Origin of the sequence: Pseudomonas protegens (assembly GCF_003732485.1) — a bacterium.
Lineage (GTDB): Bacteria > Pseudomonadota > Gammaproteobacteria > Pseudomonadales > Pseudomonadaceae > Aquipseudomonas > Aquipseudomonas protegens_B.
Window position 1 is genome coordinate 35936 of sequence record NZ_MOAK01000046.1, and the last position, 4795, is coordinate 40730.

Below are 4795 nucleotides of genomic sequence, written 5' to 3' on the forward strand. Positions count from 1 at the left end.
AAGAAATTGTTCAAAGCTTCGAGGACAAAGGGGACAACTATGTATTCTCTGTCACCAAGCACAGAACCTATGAAAAGTACCGAAACCTTAGTTCGCAAGTGATCTTCAATAGCATTGAAAATGGTATGTATGAGGCGGATGTCGCGAACAATAAAGGGTATATAAACAAAATATACGAACGCATCATCATGCCTACACAGCATTATCAGGAGGAGCCTGATTTCGAGTATTCATTGAGGATTGTCGAAGGGGTCAGACTGGTCATCTGCCTTGATCTCCAATCGTCACGCAAGCATCTGCTGGAGGGACGACGCGATCTGCATGCCAATCAAGGAGAATTCGGCTGGGGTGGCAAAGGGACCGGCAGCAAGTTTCTGGCCGTATCCTTACTGGCTCATCACCTGGATGGCGCCACGCCCGGAGAGAACGAAATCAACGCGCTCTTGAACAATTTGATTTCAAGACTGCACTTCACCGCGGAGCACCGGATTTCAAGTGCGGACCTGCGGCTCGCACTGTCGAAGGTGACGCCCCAAGGGCAGTTGCTGTGGGACAAGAGCCAAGCCGAGTTGCCTCAGCATGAGGATTTTTCCCGAGAGTTTTTCATTATCAAAGACTTGATTGGCAGCGTCTTGCATATGGAGTGCTATCGCGGAGAACAGCATGAGGTCCCTGTAGAGGCAACGCTTGTCAGTCAGGTGTCGATCTTTCTTCCTGTGGCCAAGAAGAATCTGGATGCTACCTCGAACAAGTTGCTGGCAGTGGTAGCGCTCAAACGAGAGTGGCAGGGCGCTCAAGTCGTGCGGATTCTTGGAATCCAGGGGATCTACTATGACAATTGACTTCTTGTGGCGCTTAGACCTCGCGGTCTTTTATGTAGAGTTCGTGCAAGTCCTTTACGCGACCAAGAAACATCGCCTGACGAAATAGCATCGAAGTGATGAGGGCGATGCTAATGCCCAGGTAAAGTGATTTGTATTGAGCGATTGGCAGAAAAATTGGGGTTTTGTAGCACAGTTCTATGGTGATCAGGGTAATGAATCCGGTCAGCAGGTTCTGGCAGAGCGCCACTTCCGCCATGGCCTTCACCAGTGTCTTCCCGGCCCCCTCATCCTCTTTTATGACTTGGTCGATGCACTTTGAAAGATGTTTCCATTGCCTGGTAAAGGAGGTGGGTGTTTCTCCGTCCAGCCCCAACAATTGTTTCATGTTCTGATTGCTGGCTAAGAGGGCGATGGACAACAGGTCCCAGAGGACGGCAAAACCTGTGAAGACGATGCCCGATACGTAGCTAAGAATGATCAATACGATAAGCAGAGTGCCTGTGAGCATTGCTGGAACACTTTGCGGTTCACTCCCTGGCAGGAGCGGGTACTTGAAGGCCAGGACGATCCAGAACGCCATGCCTGGGCAGATCCGCGCAATCAGGTCGTAGTAGATGCTGGGAATGAGGTTGAAGATCGAGGTGAGCCCGCTGCCGCCCTCGCTCTTGCCGGGCTCTTTCTTGCCCTTCTCTGCATCGCACATGGCTCTCTCTCTTGTGCTCGGAACTCCTGGCTCCTAACTTTTAGTTCAAGGGGTTTGCCTTGTCCATGGAGCGGGCTGGATAAGCCTGTCAGTAGCGCGTTGGCAGGGAAGGGGTCGAGCACGTGGCTGGGCGAACACAGGGCCTTGTTTCCCTGTGTCGCTATCCGGATCAGTATCCAGAGGGGCTTACAACCCCAGCTCCAGCTCCAGCGCCAGCAGGTCCGCCAGTGGCTGGCGACGACGGATCAGCTGTGGCTGGCCGTTGGCGAACAGCACTTCCGGCAGCAGCGGCCGACTGTTGTAGTTGGAGGACATGCTGGCGCCATAGGCGCCGGTGTCGTGCAGCACCAGCAGGTCGCCGACCTGGGCCTGGGGCAGCAGGCGCGGGGTCAGGCACTCATCGTCCTGGGTGAAAATATCGCCGGATTCGCACAGCGGGCCGCCGACCACGGTCAGCTGTTGCGGGCGCTGCACCGCCTGGCCGGTGGCGTCCAGCAGGCTCATGCCGTGGTAGGCGCCGTACATGGCCGGGCGCATCAGGTCGTTGAAGCCGGTGTCCACCAGCACGAAGTGATGCTGGCCGGCGGTCTTCACCACCCGCACTTCGCTGACCAGGCAACCGGCCTCGGCCACCAGGAAGCGTCCCGGTTCGATCTCCATGCGCACGCCGTGGCCCAGGTAGGCCTCGATCTCCCGGCGCGCGACGCTCCAGGCATTGGCGTAGCGCTGCACATCCACCGCGGTGTCGCCGTCGCGGTAAGGGGTGGACAGGCCACCGCCGATGGAGAAGGCCTCGAGGTCGTGGTCCAGGGATTTCACCGCCGCCACCATGGCCGCGCCCACTTGTTCCAGGTGGTCGTAGTCGACCCCGGAGCCGATGTGCATGTGCAGCCCTACCAGGTGCAGACCGTGCTGGCGGATCACTGCCAGGGCTTCGTCCACCTGGTCGTGCCAGATGCCGTGCTTGCTGTTTTCGCCACCGGTGTTGGTCTTGCGGCTGTGGCCGTGGCCGAAGCCCGGGTTGATCCGCAGCCAGACCCGGTGCCCCGGGGACTGTTCCCCGAGTTGACGGAGCATGTCGATGGAGCCGGCGTTGACTTCCACTTGCAGCTCCACCACACGCTTGAGGGTGGCTTCGTCGAACAGGTCGCAGGTGAAGACGATACCGGCATCGACCGGGCTGAAACCGGCCAGCAGGGCGCGTTCGATTTCCCCCAGGGATACGGCGTCGACCCGCACCCCGGCTTCGCGGATCAGGCGCAGCAGGTGCAGGTTGGACGAGGCTTTCTGCGCGTAGCGCACCACGTCGAAGGCCTGCAACTGGGCAATGCGCGCCTGGATGGTGGCGGCGTCATAGCACCACAGCGGGGTGCCATATTGGCGGGCGGCGGCGACGAGTTGAGCGGGAGAGAAGGGAATGGCCATGGCGATTGCTGTCTGTGTTCAGTGAGAGTGACTGCAGCATGCCGATTTCTGGCTATTCAATAAAATATCTATTCTTTGTTGTCTGATTCAGATTTGATATGGGTCGAGCGATCAAGCGAGCTTCTGTTCATGGACATCTCCCTGCGGCACATCGAAGTATTCCGCGCCATCATGCAGGCCGGCAGTGTCACCGGCGCCGCGCGCCTGCTGTTCACCTCGCAGCCTACGGTGAGCCGTGAACTGGCGCGGCTGGAAGCGCTTTCCGGTTTGCGCCTGTTCGACCGTGAAGGCGGGCGCCTGCTGCCTACGGCCCAGGCCCTGCTCTTGCTGGAAGAGGTGGAGCGGGCCTATGTGGGGCTGGAGCGGATCAACAGCGTGGCCCAGTCGATCCGCCGTTTCGAGCATGGCCAATTGAGCCTGAGCTGCCTGCCGCTGTTCTCCCAGACTCTGCTGCCGCCGGTGTGCAAACACTTCCAGGAGCGACACCCGGGGATCGGCCTGAGCATCACCGCCCAGGAATCGCCGTTGCTGGAAGAGTCCCTCAGCGCCCAGCGCCATGACCTGGGCCTCACCGAAAGCGAGCACCTGCCCCGGGGTACTCAAGGGGAACTGCTGTTCTGCGCCGACATGGTCTGCATCCTCCCGGACGATCATCCGCTGCTGGCCAAGTCGCAGCTGGCCTCTGAAGATTTTCGTGGGCAGAACTTCATCAACCTCTCGGGCCTGGACCTCTACCGGCAGACCCTGGACGAGCATTTTCGCCAGGCCGGGGTCGATCGCCGGGTGGTGGTGGAAACCACCAACGCCGCCTCGGTGTGCGCCATGGTGCGCCAGAAACTGGGGGTGGCGATCATCAATCCCTTGAGCGCCATGGAGGAAGTGGGGCGTGGCTTGGCGATCCGTCCGCTGCAGCTGTCGGTGCCGTATCGGGTGATGCTGATCCGCCCGGACTACCGGCCTTCATCGAGTTTTGTTGAGGGTTTCTGCCAGTCGCTGCGGGCCCAGGCCAAGGGGCTGCAAGAGCAGGTGGGGCGGATAGTGCAGGGAGGACGAGGGGTGAATCGCTCAGGCTGATTGGGGGGGCGTGGCCCAATGTTCAGCTTGTTGGTGAAGAGGACGCGTTGGCGTTTCAGGGAAACATGTCCCTCTCGTATGGCGGCAGACAGTTACCGAGGATAGCCCTGCGGTCGGTTGATCTTGTGGCAAGCCTCAGGTGCAGGCCCGGACCGTAGCGACTCAATCCCCTGACCAGTTCTGGAGTCAAATAAAATGCCTATCGCCATTCACGCACGCAACAACACCGCCGCGGCGCAGCAAGTTGCCATCAGGAACACTGCCCAGGGCAACAACCTGGCCAACGTCAACATACCTGCCCAAGGCAACGTGGTTCTTTATGTCCTGCAAGCGGATGCCAGTGCCGACTTGTATCTGATCTGCAATGGCAACACCGCCCAGGCTGCCGTGTTGAGTGTCGTCTACCGGGGCCATAGCAGCGTGGTTCAAGACAGTGACTGGGCTCGTCAATGGACGGTCGATGGTGCCGTGGATGGTGTACAGCTGGATCTGGCGTAGTCGGGGAAGCTCCAGCCAGGTGGTAGGGCCATGAATTTACACTGGCGAAGACGACCTTGCGGACGCCTTGCCTGTAGGAGCCAGCTTGCTGGCGAAAGCGACCTCGCGGATGCCTTCGTTGTTTTATGGCGGATGAAGTCTGACCGGCCCCCTCACCGTAGGAGCCAGCTTGCTGGCGAAAGCGATCTCACGGACGCCTTCGCTGGCAAGCCCGCTCCTACAAGGGCGGTTTTTGCGGGGAGGACCCGCGCAGGTTAGCGCTCGATCGCCA

Annotated in this window: 5 protein-coding genes; 3 read left to right on the forward strand and 2 right to left on the reverse strand. The window is 59.4% G+C overall.

Annotation, left to right across the window (positions count from 1 at the left end; genetic code table 11):
- On the forward strand, positions 1-842 hold an 842-nt coding region (locus BLX41_RS11850), incomplete at its 5' end, for a DUF6166 domain-containing protein (RefSeq protein ID WP_221179205.1).
- Positions 843-855: 13 nt separating this feature from the next.
- Here BLX41_RS11850 and BLX41_RS11855 read toward each other — a convergent pair.
- Positions 856-1527 carry a hypothetical protein gene (locus BLX41_RS11855; protein ID WP_123725024.1) on the reverse strand — a complete coding sequence of 224 codons (672 nt, stop codon included), beginning with the start codon at positions 1525-1527 and terminating at the stop codon, positions 856-858.
- 186 nt (positions 1528-1713) lie between these two features.
- Positions 1714-2952: a diaminopimelate decarboxylase gene (lysA, locus tag BLX41_RS11860; RefSeq protein WP_123725025.1), complete on the reverse strand. Its 1239-nt coding sequence runs from the start codon at positions 2950-2952 to the stop codon at positions 1714-1716.
- A 129-nt stretch (positions 2953-3081) separates the two neighbouring features.
- On the opposite strand from lysA, the gene BLX41_RS11865 reads away from it, so the two are divergent.
- Both BLX41_RS11865 and BLX41_RS11870 read left to right on the forward strand, forming a co-directional pair.
- Positions 3082-4026 carry a LysR family transcriptional regulator gene (locus tag BLX41_RS11865; protein WP_123725026.1) on the forward strand — a complete coding sequence of 315 codons (945 nt, stop codon included), beginning with the start codon at positions 3082-3084 and terminating at the stop codon, positions 4024-4026.
- 195 nt (positions 4027-4221) lie between these two features.
- Positions 4222-4524: a hypothetical protein gene (locus BLX41_RS11870; protein WP_123725027.1), complete on the forward strand. Its 303-nt coding sequence runs from the start codon at positions 4222-4224 to the stop codon at positions 4522-4524.
- Positions 4525-4795 lie beyond the last annotated feature (271 nt).